Here is a 13,048-nt window from a genome sequence, read left to right as displayed (position 1 = left end):
GGGTAATCAGTCGATGTCCGGCACGCGCGCGAGACGGCGGCGCTGCCAGCCTTTTTCAACGAAATGCAGATAGACGATGCCCGGCACGCCGAGCAGCAGCTCGCGCGCGCGCTTGGCGAGCGAGAGCGCGAGCGCCGCCTCGGGCGGCAGGCCGATCAGGCGCGCGAGCAGCAGATAGCCGCCTTCCTGCACGCCGAGCGAGCCGGGAATGGCGAAGGCCGCGCCGCGAATCGCCTGGCCGAGACTTTCGAGCAGGAGCGCCTCAGTCCAGCCGACCGGATGACCGAGCAAATGCAGCGCGAGCCAGACTTCGCCCGTGCCGACGATCCAGCCGATCAGACTCAGACCGAAGCTCGCCGCCACCTTGCCGCGTTCGCGATACAGGTCGTGCACGGCGGCGTCGACGGCTTCGGCGCGCGTGACGAGCGACGACCAGTCGCGCTTCGCCGAGAATTTCGCGGCGATGCCGGACGCGAAGCGCATCGCGCGGCCGAAGAGACCGCGGCGCTGTGCGAGATAGAAGCCGAAGATCATGAGACCGATGACGCCGATCACCGCCAGCACGGCGATCGTCACCGTCGACGACGAGCCGCCCGCGGCGAAGCTCGTCAGCAGCACGACGCCGACGAGCGCGAAGATCAGCTGCGCGACGGTTTGCATCGTCGTGCTGATGGTGATGACGGCGGCCGCGTCGCGCGCGCGCATGCCGCGCTGGGCGAGATAGCGCACCATCAGCATCGGACCGCCGATCTGGCCGGCGGGCATCAGGCTGTTCACCGATTCGCCGGCCCAGCGCGCGAGCAGCGCGTCGCGCAGCGAGACGTCGCGCTCGTTGTGCGAAAAGAGCACGCTGATCGCGACGGCATCGACGATGAGCGGCACCAGGTGAAACGCCGCAACCGCGACGAGGCCCCAGCCCGCGGCAGCCAGCGTCGAGGCGACGGAGCCGAAGCCTTGCCACCCTAGCAGCGCGATGAACAACACCACGCCGAGCGACAACAGAAATGTGCCCGCGCGGCTCATGCCTGTCCGTTCTTGCCGCCCTTGCGGCGAAAAACCTGCTTGAACCCGAAATACGCGATCGAGTCCTTCATGTTCGAAATGAAGCGCTGGAACGGCCGCATGTTGGGGTTCGTCACGTACTCGAACGTGAGCGACACGCGCATTTCGTTTTCGCCGAGCGGCGTGACGCGATGGCGCAGCTTGTCGCCGTCGAAGAACACGAACGCGCCGGGCGGATATTGCACGGCGCCCGGCTGCGCGCTCTTGCCCGGCGTCTTTGTGTGCAGTTCGTAATCGAGCAGACACGACGAATCGTCGATCACGCCGAGCAGCAGCGTATAGCGGCGGCCTTCGTAATACGACGTGTCGTAATGCCAGCCGATATGGTCGCCCGGGCGCGTGTAGAAATAGAGCGCGTAGGCGTGCGGATCGTCTTCCGGCGAGAGTTGCAGTTTGTCGCCGGTGATCGCTTCCAGCCATTTGATGAGCGCGTCGGACCGGTACAGATCCGCGATGAACGGCGCGAGCTTGTCGAGCGTATGGCGGCTCACGCTGCCGCCCGCCTTGTGACCCGGCAGATAGTTGCGGTTCACGGCCGGCATCGTGTCGTGCACGGCGGCGATCAGGCGCTCCGTGTAATCGCGCGGCAGAAAGTCTTCGATGTAGAGAAACGAACCCTGCTGGCCGTACTCGTCGCGCAGTTTCGGCGTTTGCAACGCGGCAAGACGCGCGTTCAGAGTCGAGTCGATGTCGCGCTTCGACAGGCGCGTTGCCGGCGTCGCTTGCGCTCCCTGCATCGGGGTGTTGACCGGAGTTGCCGTATCGCTCATCTCACCGCCTGGAAATCGTTGCTCTTGCTCGCGTGCGACGCCTGTGCGCGCTGCTTCATTTGTCGGTTGACGCGTTGATAGTCGATCGCCACGTACACCGCGAAGAGCGGCGCGCCGATCGACGCGGCGACCAGAAACGGCGTCATGCCGTTCAGGATCGTCACGACCGGCAGCAGATACAGCACGTCTTCGGTTTCGAAGCCGGCCATCGACGCCTGCTTCGTGCCCGACTTGCCGACCATCGACTCGATGCGCATGCGCAGAAAAAAGATCAGCGCGACGGCCACGCCCGCGATGCCGCCGAGCCATTGCGCAGGCACGATCATCGACGGATGATGCACCGCCACGTAAAACCCGATGCCGAGAAACAGCAGCACGGTCACGAGCGCATCCGCCGCGAGGTCATAGAAGTGGCCGATCTTGCTCGACTGACCGCTGATGCGCGCAAGCTCGCCGTCGGTGTGATCGACGAGATTCGACAGTGCGATGAGGAGCGCGCCGAGCGTGCACATCCAGAACTGACCGAGCGACAAATAGTACGCACCGGCGAGACCGATGGCGAGACGCAGCGTCGTCAGATGGTTGGGTGTCACCGGCGTGCCCATGAGAGGCGTGACGAGGCGGCGGGCGAGCCGCGCGTCCCATGTGGTGGGCTCGGGAACGGCTTCAGGATTGGGCGGACACGGTTTTGTCATCTGCGAAATATATCGCTATTTGAGGGAAGCTGCATATATTGCGGCCCCGCGTCACAACGATAATTCCGAGTTTACTCAAGGCCGTCGGGCGCTTTTTAAATGACGTGCGACGGCGTGAGACGTAACCGGCCCGCCTCACGCCGGCAATTATTTCCGATGCATTCAGCGCGCGCCTCGCACGCTTATTCGACCGTCTTCGATGCAGGCGCCGGCGCCACGCCCCGCTCGTTCGAATTCAGCGACGCAGCCGTCTCGTTCGAGATGCCGCCGTTCTTGTCCACGGGCAGCGTCACCGTGCGCACGGTGCCGTTGCCGAGCGGGAAATCGGCGAGCGCGCTGCGCGTCAGATAGGGCATCGCCTGATAGAGCGAAGGGGCGTCCGTCGAATTCACCGCCGTCACCTTGTAGACCTCGCGGCCGGTCTGGCGGTCGGTCATGCGGATCTGCAGTGCGTGGATATAGACCGGATAGCTCTGGTCGACGTAACCCGTCGGGCCCCACGGACCATAGCCTCCCCAGCCGCCCCACGGACCCCAGAACGGACGGCCGTAGGGACCGTACATCGGCCACGGATCGTAGTAAACCGGCTGGCGCACGGTCATCAGATCGCCGCGCACCGAATAGGCGAGCGCCACCTGATAGCGCGCGCCCGCGTCCGGCGCCTGTCGGAAGTTGTACTTCGACAACTCGTTCGCGACGAGCGTCTCGTAAGTCGTCTGCTCGATGCTGTTCTGCTGCTCGCCCTGACGTGCGAACGCATAGGTGCGTGTCGTGTCGCTGCCGCTCCAGTCGGAGAACGCGGTCACCTGCGTCTGCACGTACGTCGTGCATCCCGCGAGCCACAGCGCGGCGAGTATCGACAGCCATCTGTACAGCGCCTTGGTCGGAAAATTCATGGTCGTCCTCACTTCGGAAACAGCTCTTCTTAGTTATAGATAGTGCGAGCGGTCCGCGCACGTGCCGCGCATCATGCAAGACCCGCCGACGCCGCGGCGCTCGGCGCTCGGCGCTCACGATCGACGGACGTTTTGTACAATGGTTCGACATGCCGCGCCAGCATGCGTGCCGTGACGAAACGGCCACGCCATGCGCTCGCGCCGCGCCATCCACTTTGAAGATCTCGCCATGTCAACCACGACCGCATCCGCAGTGATCCGCCGCCAGGACTACACGCCGCCCGCGTTTTTGATCGACTCCGTCGCGCTCGAGTTCGACCTCGTGCCGGCGCGCACGGTCGTGAAAAACACGATGAAGCTGCGCCGCAATCCCGACGCACGCGGCGACGCGCCCCGACTCGAACTGATGGGCGAGCAACTGGAATTCGTGAAAGCGGTGATCGACGGCGTCGCGCACGCGGATGTCCGCGTCCATGAAAACGGACTGTCCATTGGCAATATTCCCGCGGCGGATGCCTTCGAGCTTAGCATCGAGAGCCTCTGCAATCCGGCTGAGAACACGACGCTCTCCGGACTTTATGTCTCCAGCGGCAACTTCTTCACGCAGTGCGAAGCCGAGGGCTTTCGCCGCATCACGTACTTCCTCGATCGCCCCGACGTGATGTCCACCTACACCGTCACGCTGCGCGCCGACAAGACCGCGTACCCGGTGCTGCTGTCCAACGGCAATCTGATCGAGGAAGGCGAGCTGCCCGACGGCCGCCACTTCGCGAAATGGGAAGACCCGTTCAAGAAGCCGAGTTATCTGTTCGCGCTGGTGGCGGGCAAGCTCGTGTGCATCGAAGAAAAGATCAAGTCCGGTTCGGGCAAGGAAAAGCTGCTGCAGGTGTGGGTCGAGCCGAACGATCTCGACAAGACCCGTCACGCGATGGATTCGCTGATCCACTCGATCCGCTGGGACGAAAAGCGCTTCGGGCTGGAACTGGATCTCGACCGCTTCATGATCGTCGCGGTCAGCGATTTCAACATGGGCGCGATGGAAAACAAGGGCCTCAACATCTTCAACACGAAGTATGTGCTCGCAAATCCGGAAACCGCGACGGACACGGATTTCTCGAATATCGAGGCCGTGGTCGGACACGAGTACTTCCATAACTGGACGGGCAATCGCGTGACCTGCCGCGACTGGTTCCAGCTGAGCCTGAAGGAAGGCCTGACCGTGTTCCGCGATCAGGAATTCTCCGCCGACATGGCCGCGGGCGACGCGAATGCGACGTCGGGCGCGGCGAGTGCGGCCGCGCGCGCGACCAAGCGCATCGAGGACGTGCGCGTGCTGCGCCAGATGCAGTTCGCCGAGGACGCTGGCCCGATGGCGCATCCGGTGCGCCCGGAAAGCTACGTCGAGATCAACAACTTCTACACGATGACCGTCTACGAAAAGGGCTCGGAAGTCGTGCGGATGTATCAGACGCTCTTCGGCCGCGACGGCTTCCGCCGCGGCATGGACCTCTACTTCCAGCGCCACGACGGCCAGGCCGTGACCTGCGACGACTTCCGCCACGCACTCGCCGACGCGAATCATCGCGATCTCGCGCAGTTCGAGCGCTGGTACAACCAGGCGGGCACGCCGCGCGTATCCGTGCGCGCTTCCTACGACGCCGCGAAGAAGCGTTACACGCTGACGCTCGCGCAGGGCTACGGCGAAGCGTCGGAAGCGGCGCGCGACACGCAGAAAGGACCGCTGCTGATTCCGTTCTCGGTCGGCCTGATCGGCCAGAACGGCGCGGATCTGCCTCTGCGGCTCGAAGGCGAAAAGGAGCCGAACGGCACGACGCGCGTGCTCGAATTCACGGAGCGCGAGCAGTCGTTCACCTTCGTCGACGTGAGCGAGGCGCCGCTGCCCTCGCTGCTGCGCAATTTCTCGGCGCCGGTGATCGTCGAATACGACTACACGAACGATGAACTCGCGTTCCTGCTCGCGCACGACAGCGATCCGTTCAATCGATGGGAAGCCGGCCAGCGTCTCGCCACGCGCGAGCTGCTCGGGCTCGCCGAGCGCGCGGCGAACGGCGAGACGCTGTCGCTCGACGATCAGGTGATCGCCGCTTTCGCGCGCGTGCTCGACGACACCACGCTCACGCCCGCGTTCCGCGAACTCGCGCTGATGCTGCCCTCGGAAAGCTATCTCGCCGAGCAGATGACCGTGTCCGATCCGGCCGCCGTGCACGCGGCGCGCGTCTTCATGAGCCGTCGTCTCGCTTCGCAATTGCGCGAGAAATGGATCGCGACCTATCAGGCGAACCGCACGCCGGGCGACTATCGACCGACGCCGGAGGATGCCGGTAAGCGCGGCCTGAAAAATCTCGCCCTCGCCTATCTGAGCCAGCTCGACGATCCGCGCGAAGCCGTCAAGCTCGCGCAGGCGCAATACGACGCCGCCGACAACATGACCGATCGCTCGGCGGCGCTCGCGGCGCTGTTGATGGGGAGCGCGACGAAGGGCGCCGACGCGAGCGTCGCGGACGCGGCGCTGGCGGACTTCTATCGCCGCTTCGAGAACGAGGCGCTCGTCATCGACAAGTGGTTCGCGCTCCAGGCGACGCAACGCGGCGGGCCGGAGCGCAATGTGATCGAGATCGTGCGCAAGCTGATGCAGCATCAGGCGTTCAACATCAAGAACCCGAACCGCGCGCGCTCGCTGATCTTCAGCTTCTGCAGCGGCAATCCCGCGCAGTTCCACGCGCCCGACGGCTCCGGCTATGCGTTCTGGGCCGAACAGGTGATCGCACTCGACGCGCTCAATCCGCAAGTCGCGGCGCGCCTCGCGCGCGGACTCGAGCTGTGGCGCCGCTTCACGCCGAAGCTGCGCGAAAAGATGCACGCCGCGCTCTCGGCAGTCGCGTCGAAGGCGAAATCGCGCGACGTGCGCGAGGTGGTCGAAAAGGCACTCGCGGCTTAAGCGCTGGCCGACCTCGGATTTTTGATGTGTGACGGCCGCCGCGCGAGATTCGCGCGGCGGCCGTTCTGACTTATGGCGGACGCTGTCACATCGGGGCGACAGGTCGAGCGGTTAGAATCGTGAATATTCGTCTAACGCTCACGGAGCCCCGCATGTCCTCCATTTCCAGCCGCACCACGCTTTCCAAGTATCTGATCGAGCAGCAACGCGAGCACCAGAACCTGCCGGCCGATCTGCGCCTATTGATCGAGGTCATCGCGCGGGCGTGCAAGCAGATCAGCTACCACGTCAGCAAGGGCGCTCTGGGCGAAGCGCTCGGCTCCGCCGGCAGCGAGAACGTCCAGGGCGAAGTGCAGAAAAAGCTCGATGTGCTCTCGAATGAAATCCTGCTCGAAGCCAACGAATGGGGCGGCAACCTCGCCGCGATGGCATCGGAAGAAATGGAAAAGATCTTCCCGATCCCCAACCGCTACCCGAAGGGCAACTATCTGCTGACGTTCGATCCGCTCGACGGCTCGTCGAACATCGACGTGAACGTGTCGATCGGTACGATCTTTTCGGTGCTGCGTTGCCCGGATGGCGTCGAGCCGAGCGAACAGGCGTTCATGCAGCCGGGCTCGCAGCAGGTCGCAGCGGGCTACGCGGTGTACGGCCCGCAGACCGTGCTCGTGCTGACGACCGGTCACGGCGTGAACTGCTTCACGCTCGATCGCGAGCTCGGCTCGTGGGTGCTCACGCAGCGCGACATGAAGGTTCCCGTCGAAACGCGCGAGTACGCGATCAACGCGTCGAACAAGCGTCACTGGTACGAGCCGGTGCAGCGCTACATCGGCGAACTGAACGACGGCAAGGACGGCGCCCGCAAGGAAGATTTCAACATGCGCTGGATCGCATCGATGGTCGCGGATGTGCACCGCATCCTGAACCGCGGCGGCATCTTCATGTATCCGGCCGACAAGCGTGATCCGTCGAAGCCCGGCAAGCTGCGTCTGATGTACGAGGCGAATCCGATGGCGTTCATCGTCGAACAGGCCGGCGGCGCCGCGACCAATGGCGAGGAGCGCATCCTCGATATCCAGCCGACGAGCCTTCATCAGCGCGTCGCGGTTTTCCTCGGTTCGAAGAGCGAAGTCGACCGCGTGACCGGCTACCATCTCGAAAAGAAAAATTGATCTTAAGTATTGCCAAGACGAGAAAGGCTCTGCATAATCTCACTTCTTCGCTGCTGACGATCAAAACGGACGCAAAAGCGAAGAAAAATTCGGAGCCGGAATAGCTCAGACGGTAGAGCAGCGCATTCGTAATGCGAAGGTCGGGGGTTCGATTCCTCTTTCCGGCACCAACAGGATTCAAGCAGCACAAAAGACCCGCGTACACGGAAGTGACGCGGGTCTTTTGCTTTTGTGCTCCACTGCAAGCAGTTCAGCTTTGCTTTCATCTCCCGCAAAACGCTTTGCGCGTTTTGCAACGATCGGCTCCGCTATACACGCGATTGCGACTTACGACTGAAACCGGCCTCACCGATTTCACGTTCGCGCCCGCCTCCCGCCTGATTCGCCTTATATGTGCGATTACGTACAACAACAAGCCATTTTCCGCCCTGCACCATCATGCGTCAACGCTGGTTTCCCGGTATCGTTATATCCATAGAGGAAAAGCTACAGTTTAAGTACGCGATGGTCGCGTTTCGTGCAGAGCCAGGCTGGGCGCGGCTCGCCGAGGCGGTCATCGGAGACTCCTAAGCAGTACTTTTTGCGGCGATGAATTGAGGGCCGGCAATCAATTACCGACATATTGCCAGTCCGGAGACGAACGATCATGCGTTGATGAATCACACGCGCCGATTTGGCTCAAGCCGAAGCGGTCGCGATCCGATAACGCATAACTAGAGGGAACCGTATTTGGTTTTCGGCCGTATGCGGCGGCGCAAAAGCCGCACTGGCCAGTTGGCGCAATTGCCGTAGTCATCAAGGAGAGAAATCATGGACGCGAAACCGACGAAAATCCCGACGCCCGACAAGGTGTATTGTCCGGATCCGGAACCGGTTGGCGTCGAATTTCTCGCGACCGAACTGCCCGAGCATGTGCGCGCGTTCTTCGACGAACAGCGCAACTCGGCGCAGTCGAAGTAAGGCGGACACGCTGGATCACGCCGTCGTCGTGAGAACGACGCCCGCCGCGCGCGGCGCACACGGACCGAAAGGTCCGCGCATGGCACACGCCAGGACGCGTCGCGCCCGTCGTTCATGACCGCTTGGGCGAGTCGTGCGGTCCGGCTCGCCTCGTCGAGGCTCTTCTCCCGATTGCCGATCACGTTTAGATTCGAGCGGTCGGTGCGCTATTCTGGCGCTTTTGCCCGGACACCGATGCGCCGCCGATCGAACATCTCTCTCCTCGCCTCCGCCGCTCTCGCCTGCGTGCTCGCGTTCGCTGCGCCCGCATCCGTGCACGCCGACGGCGACGACACGCCGTTCACCAATATCATCGCGCTCGTATCGCAACGGCTCGCGCTTGCGGAGCCGGTTGCGCGCTGGAAATGGGCGCATCACGAGCCGATCACCGACGCGCCCCGTGAAGAAGCGTTGCTCAAGCAGGTCGAGGAAAAGGCCAAAGGCGCGCAGGTCGATCCCGAATTCGCGCGGCAGTTCTTTCGCGATCAGATCGATGCGAGCAAGGACGTGCAAAACGTCCTTTTCGCCAACTGGCGCGCGCTGAGAGCGGCGCCGGAAGAATCCCCGCCCGATCTCGCCAAGGACACGCGTCCGAAACTCGATCGCCTGACGCAATCGCTCGTGTCGGCGCTCGCGCACGTCGAGCCCATTCGTCACGCCGACGACTGCCCGATGCGCCTCGCCGAAAGCGTCGCGCGATGGAAGCATCTGACGCGCTACAACTCGTCGATGAACGAGCCGCTCATGCGCGCGCTGTCGCACGTCTGCGCGACGGGCGGCGTGGGTGCAGTGGGTTGATCGCGCTTAGATGGCAGCCGCGGGCGCTGCCGCGATGAGCGGCGTCACGGCCAGCCCGCGCGCGAGGCGCTCGCTCAGAATGCGATAGGTCGTCAGTTCGAACTGCGTCGCGCCGGCGCCTGCATGCAGCGCACCGGCCTGCGCCAGCGTGCTGGCCGAGCCGAGATAGCACCAGTCGTCGATGACGTGCCACGCGCGCTGCCCCGATGCCGCGTCCCGCTCTTCTATCGCGATCGCGCCGCCGTACGGCCACGGCGCACCACGCACTTCACCAGGACGCGACTTCGGCGCGCGATTATGCGCCGGACGCGCGTCGGCAATCCATTGCGCCTCGGCAAGCATCGCACCGATCTCCCCGCCCGTCGCCTTCCATTCGACGCGGCGCACGAGCGCGGCCAGACGCAGATCCTTCGCTGAACGTCGCGGCCCGACGAGATGCGAGCGCACCCGTTGGCGCAACTTCACGCTGCGACCCGCGTAGAGCGGCGCGTCGTCGTCGCCATAAAACATGTAGACGCCGCAGCCTGCGGCAATCTGCTCGATCGTGTCTTCGTCGATATGCGCCGCGAGCTGGAATCGGCGCGTCACGCGTTCCAGATGCGCCTGCACGACGTCCGGCGCGTGCGCGCGATGCAGGTGTTGCCAGAACTGCCAGAGCAGATCCGCGTCGGCGAGCGCCCGGTGCCGCGCGGAAGGTACGAGCGCGTGCCGGTCGACGAGTGCATCGAGACCGTGACGGGTTTCTGTCGGATAGACCGCCCGCGAAAGTTGCACCGTGCAAAGCACGTCGGGCGCGAAGCGAAGCCCGAGGCGCCTGAATTCGCCCTTCAGGAAGCCGTGGTCGAAGTGCGCGTTATGCGCGACGAACAGCCGCCCGTTCATCCGCTCGAGCAAGCCGGCGGCGAGTTGTTCGAAGGTGGGGGCATCGCGCACCATTGCGTCGGTGATGCCGGTCAGTTGTTGGACGAACGCGGGAATAGGTTTTTGCGGATTGACCAGCGACGTCCACTGCGAAACGCCCGACGGCCCGACTTCCACGATGCCGATCTCGGTGATGCGGTCCACGCCGAACGTGCCGCCGGTCGTTTCGAGATCGACGAATGCGATGGGTGCGGATGGAAAGGCAAAGCTTGAAGAGGAGTCGAGATGCATCGTGGACGGCGCGGAAAACGGCGCGAGAAGGCGGGATGGAGCGTGTGTCTTGGATTGCCCATTCTAACGCAGCACGGGGCGCGAGGCTTTCGCCGGTGGTGAGTGAACGCTGTGCCTGGCCGCTTTTATTAATTGCTCAAGCGAGCGCTTAATGCGGTTATCCATTTGGCCTTGGCAAGGCGGTGGTCGAGTCGATCAAAAAGCAATAGCGGGTAACCCGTAATAACTTTCCCCGATTAACAAACAATTTTGTTGGCGCGTTCCAGAAAGCGGACTGCCGACAACCATGAGCGGACGGCGAAGCCTTCGCCGACCATTGTCTGCGCCTCTAGAGGCGGGGAACCGCATCCCAAGCCGCGCGGACGGAGCAGGCGCCCGCGATGTTGGCGACTCTAAGTATCGAGTAAATAACGGTTTGAAATGGAGGTTAATCGCTAATACGAAGAGCGCGGGATTTTAGTTCTGAAATCTACATGTGCATGGCTTCAAAAAATTTTCCGAAGCATTATCCCGATTTCGGCAATTCGCTTACCATTCCTCGAATAATGAAAAATAACCGACAAAGGCGATCCACAATTATTCTTCTCGCGATGCTCATTCGACTTGCCCAATCCTCCGGCACTAAGCAACATCGAAATTAAGTCGCAACTTAAATGTAATCAACATCACCTACTCCGATTCAGCCCGATCGAGTTGCGCAGTGTGGAAATCGCTCTTAGCACGGATCAACGACGCCCGAACCGCAGACCACTTTCGGCACGCTGATAAGCCGGCAAACCCTTGTCGCACGGCCCTCGGACCCCGACTCCGTGCAGACAAAAAAAAGCGCGACTGGGAAGTCGCGCTGACAAAGTTTGGAGATCTTTTTCCGTCAACGAAAAAGTCTGCTTCGGAAAGCAGCCCCGCCAGTATAGCGATCCGGTCCGCATTAATTACCCGCAAAAGCCGCAATCTTCTTTTTCAAATATCTCAACAATGTAATTTCGGACGTTTCGCTGTTTGCGACTGCAAATCGTGTAGCGCATGCGCAACGTCGTTTGGTTGACACTTCCCGCCTTACGACTTTATTCGTCCATAAACCATTGTATATAAACAAAAATATGGGCATCTCCGATCATTGCCGCATCAACAATGGTTTATTGCGGAATTTGGAACGCCTTGTCCTGTAACGCCGTCTTTACACTTCGTTTGGTCCGGAAACAAATGTGTCGCTACGTCGACGCATTGCTCCTCCGCCCCGCGCCTCTCGCAGCGCGCCGGAGCGAGGTTTCCCAAAGCCTGGGTCCTCGGCCCCTATCTGCTCTCGGAGTTACAAAGATGAAAAAGACTCTCATGGTCGCCGCCCTGTCGGGCGTTTTTGCTACCGCCGCCCATGCGCAAAGCAGCGTCACGCTGTACGGCCTGATCGATGCGGGCATCACCTACACGAACAACCAGATCACGACGGTCGGCGGCCCTGGCCACAGCAACTTCAAGGCGACGAGCGGTTCGGTCAACGGCAGCCGTTGGGGCCTGCGCGGTTCTGAAGACCTCGGCGGCGGCCTGAAGGCGATCTTCACGTTGGAGAACGGCTTCAACATCATGAACGGCACGAACGGCCAAGGCGGTCGTGAGTTCGGCCGTCAGGCGTTCGTCGGTCTGTCGAGCAATCAGTTCGGCGCGATCACCCTCGGCCGTCAATATGACTCCGTCGTCGACTTCCTCGGGCCTCTGGCTCTGACGGGCACGCAATACGGCGGCACGCAGTTCGCCCACCCGTTCGACAACGACAACCTCGACAACACGTTCCGCGTGAACAACTCGGTCAAGTACACGAGCGCGAACTACGCCGGCTTCAAGCTGGGCGCGATGTACGGCTTCTCGAACGAAGCAGGCGGCTTCGCGGATAACCGCGCGTACAGCGTCGGCGCATCGTACAACTACGGTCCGTTGAACGTCGCTGCGGCGTACATGCAGCTGAACAACGTTGGCTCGCCGACGAACAACATCAACGGCGCGATCACGACCGACAACACGCCGTTCGTCGCTGGCCGTCAGCGCATCTTCGGCGGTGGTCTGAGCTATGCGTTCGGCCCGGCAACGGTTGGTTTCGTGTTCACGCAGACGATGCTCGACAACGCTTCGTCGATCACCAGCGTCGGCACGCAAGGCGCCGGTTCGATCAACCTGACCGACGGTCACGTCCGCTTCACGAACTACGAAGTGAACGGCCGCTACAACCTGACGCCGGCTCTGTCGCTCGCGGGTGCGTACACGTACACCGACAGCCGCATCGACGGCGAAAAGCCGAAGTTCCATCAGTTCAGCCTGCAAACGGCGTACGCGCTGTCGAAGCGTACCGACGTGTACCTGCAGGGCGAGTACCAGCACATGACCGACAAGGACAACCTGCCCATCGGCGCAGTGATCAATGGCGTCGGTATGTCGTCGAACTCGAACCAGGTTTCGGCAACGGTTGGCATGCGTCACCGCTTCTAAGCTTCACCGGCAGTTCTGTTGTGAAAAAGCCGCTCTCCGGAGCGGCTTTTTTTCGTCTGCGAGTCGT

General features: G+C 62.3%; 10 protein-coding genes and 1 tRNA gene. 6 read left to right on the top strand and 5 right to left on the bottom strand.

Annotation, left to right across the window (positions count from 1 at the left end):
- Positions 1 to 6: 6 nt before the first annotated feature.
- The 4 genes from AWB74_RS03935 to AWB74_RS03920 all read right to left on the bottom strand — a co-directional run bounded on the left by AWB74_RS03935 (position 7) and on the right by AWB74_RS03920 (position 3,423).
- Positions 7 to 1,023: a flippase-like domain-containing protein gene (locus AWB74_RS03935; RefSeq protein WP_061145455.1), complete on the bottom strand. Its 1,017-nt coding sequence runs from the start codon at positions 1,021 to 1,023 to the stop codon at positions 7 to 9.
- Positions 1,020 to 1,832: a HalD/BesD family halogenase gene (locus AWB74_RS03930; protein WP_061145454.1), complete on the bottom strand. Its 813-nt coding sequence runs from the start codon at positions 1,830 to 1,832 to the stop codon at positions 1,020 to 1,022. Before AWB74_RS03930 ends, AWB74_RS03935 begins: the two co-directional genes overlap by 4 nt.
- Positions 1,829 to 2,527 carry a CDP-alcohol phosphatidyltransferase family protein gene (locus AWB74_RS03925; RefSeq protein ID WP_061145453.1) on the bottom strand — a complete coding sequence of 233 codons (699 nt, stop codon included), beginning with the start codon at positions 2,525 to 2,527 and terminating at the stop codon, positions 1,829 to 1,831. Before AWB74_RS03925 ends, AWB74_RS03930 begins: the two co-directional genes overlap by 4 nt.
- 182 nt (positions 2,528 to 2,709) lie before the next feature.
- Positions 2,710 to 3,423: a DUF4136 domain-containing protein gene (locus AWB74_RS03920; protein WP_061145452.1), complete on the bottom strand. Its 714-nt coding sequence runs from the start codon at positions 3,421 to 3,423 to the stop codon at positions 2,710 to 2,712.
- 229 nt (positions 3,424 to 3,652) lie between these two features.
- Between AWB74_RS03920 and pepN the strand changes: the two genes are divergently transcribed.
- The 5 genes from pepN to AWB74_RS03900 all read left to right on the top strand — a co-directional run bounded on the left by pepN (position 3,653) and on the right by AWB74_RS03900 (position 9,351).
- The gene (pepN, locus tag AWB74_RS03915; protein ID WP_061145602.1) at positions 3,653 to 6,382 is read left to right on the top strand and encodes an aminopeptidase N; all 2,730 of its coding nucleotides are present in this window, start codon (positions 3,653 to 3,655) and stop codon (positions 6,380 to 6,382) included.
- Between the two features lie 152 nt (positions 6,383 to 6,534).
- Positions 6,535 to 7,554, top strand: a complete 1,020-nt coding sequence (locus tag AWB74_RS03910; protein WP_061145451.1) for a class 1 fructose-bisphosphatase — start codon at positions 6,535 to 6,537, stop codon at positions 7,552 to 7,554.
- Positions 7,555 to 7,648: 94 nt separating this feature from the next.
- Positions 7,649 to 7,724 (top strand) — tRNA-Thr (locus AWB74_RS03905).
- 640 nt (positions 7,725 to 8,364) lie between these two features.
- Positions 8,365 to 8,514: a hypothetical protein gene (locus AWB74_RS46835; protein WP_167390499.1), complete on the top strand. Its 150-nt coding sequence runs from the start codon at positions 8,365 to 8,367 to the stop codon at positions 8,512 to 8,514.
- Between the two features lie 234 nt (positions 8,515 to 8,748).
- Positions 8,749 to 9,351, top strand: coding sequence for a chorismate mutase (locus AWB74_RS03900; protein ID WP_061145450.1), 603 nt, complete (start codon positions 8,749 to 8,751; stop codon positions 9,349 to 9,351).
- Between the two features lie 6 nt (positions 9,352 to 9,357).
- Here the strand turns inward: AWB74_RS03900 and AWB74_RS03895 are convergent, their stop codons facing one another.
- A complete protein-coding gene (locus AWB74_RS03895) occupies positions 9,358 to 10,503 on the bottom strand; it encodes an exonuclease domain-containing protein (RefSeq protein WP_061145449.1) in 1,146 nt (381 codons plus the stop codon).
- A 1,317-nt stretch (positions 10,504 to 11,820) separates the two neighbouring features.
- On the opposite strand from AWB74_RS03895, the gene AWB74_RS03890 reads away from it, so the two are divergent.
- Entirely contained in the window at positions 11,821 to 12,981 is a 1,161-nt protein-coding gene (locus AWB74_RS03890; protein WP_061124325.1) for a porin, read from the top strand.
- Positions 12,982 to 13,048: the final 67 nt, after the last annotated feature.

Origin of the sequence: Caballeronia arvi (genome assembly GCF_001544695.2) — a bacterium.
GTDB classification, from domain to species: domain Bacteria; phylum Pseudomonadota; class Gammaproteobacteria; order Burkholderiales; family Burkholderiaceae; genus Caballeronia; species Caballeronia arvi.
This window is presented reverse-complemented; position numbering and strand designations above follow the sequence as displayed.

Coding starts and splice junctions, on each gene's coding strand:
- AWB74_RS03935 (WP_061145455.1), bottom strand. CDS start 1,023: ATGAGCCGCGCGGGCACATTTCTGTTGTCGCTCGGCGTGGTGTTGTTC.
- AWB74_RS03930 (WP_061145454.1), bottom strand. CDS start 1,832: ATGAGCGATACGGCAACTCCGGTCAACACCCCGATGCAGGGAGCGCAA.
- AWB74_RS03925 (WP_061145453.1), bottom strand. CDS start 2,527: ATGACAAAACCGTGTCCGCCCAATCCTGAAGCCGTTCCCGAGCCCACC.
- AWB74_RS03920 (WP_061145452.1), bottom strand. CDS start 3,423: ATGAATTTTCCGACCAAGGCGCTGTACAGATGGCTGTCGATACTCGCC.
- pepN (WP_061145602.1), top strand. CDS start 3,653: ATGTCAACCACGACCGCATCCGCAGTGATCCGCCGCCAGGACTACACG.
- AWB74_RS03910 (WP_061145451.1), top strand. CDS start 6,535: ATGTCCTCCATTTCCAGCCGCACCACGCTTTCCAAGTATCTGATCGAG.
- AWB74_RS46835 (WP_167390499.1), top strand. CDS start 8,365: ATGGACGCGAAACCGACGAAAATCCCGACGCCCGACAAGGTGTATTGT.
- AWB74_RS03900 (WP_061145450.1), top strand. CDS start 8,749: ATGCGCCGCCGATCGAACATCTCTCTCCTCGCCTCCGCCGCTCTCGCC.
- AWB74_RS03895 (WP_061145449.1), bottom strand. CDS start 10,503: ATGCATCTCGACTCCTCTTCAAGCTTTGCCTTTCCATCCGCACCCATC.
- AWB74_RS03890 (WP_061124325.1), top strand. CDS start 11,821: ATGAAAAAGACTCTCATGGTCGCCGCCCTGTCGGGCGTTTTTGCTACC.